The following is a 470-nucleotide window of genomic DNA, read 5'->3' on the forward strand; positions in this document are numbered from 1 at the left end:
TGGCTGTTTTACGCGTATGACAGGATACGGAGGACGGTTGTGGCGCACGTCTTCGGTGAACGCACTCTGGCCACACTGGAGCGTCTTCTGAGCCTGCTGTCGGCCTTTGAGGTCGTGGTATGGATGACGGATGGCTGGCCGCTGTATGAATCACGCCTGAAGGGAAAGCTGCACGTTATCAGCAAGCGTTACACTCAGCGCATTGAGCGACATAATCTGAATCTGAGACAACATCTGGCAAGGCTGGGACGGAAGTCACTGTCGTTCTCAAAATCGGTGGAGCTGCATGACAAGGTCATCGGGCATTATCTGAACATAAAACACTATCAGTAAGTTGGAGTCATTACCCGCCGACTGCCTGGAATTTATCTGGTCGTTACCCGAAAATTCTGTTGACCTGATAGTCACGGACCCGCCGTACTTTAAAGTGAAGCCTGAGGGCTGGGATAACCAGTGGAAGGGCGACGATG

General features: G+C 52.3%; 2 pseudogenes. Both read left to right on the plus strand.

Features of this window, described 5'->3' with window-relative positions:
• A pseudogene (locus tag BHE85_RS18515) lies at window positions 1–333 on the plus strand (IS1-like element IS1X2 family transposase); the annotation flags it as partial.
• Window positions 326–470, plus strand: a pseudogene (locus BHE85_RS18520) (site-specific DNA-methyltransferase); the annotation flags it as partial. The pseudogenes BHE85_RS18515 and BHE85_RS18520, both read left to right, overlap by 8 nt.

It is taken from the genome of Shigella sp. FC1567, assembly GCF_001743015.1.
Classification (GTDB): domain Bacteria; phylum Pseudomonadota; class Gammaproteobacteria; order Enterobacterales; family Enterobacteriaceae; genus Escherichia; species Escherichia coli.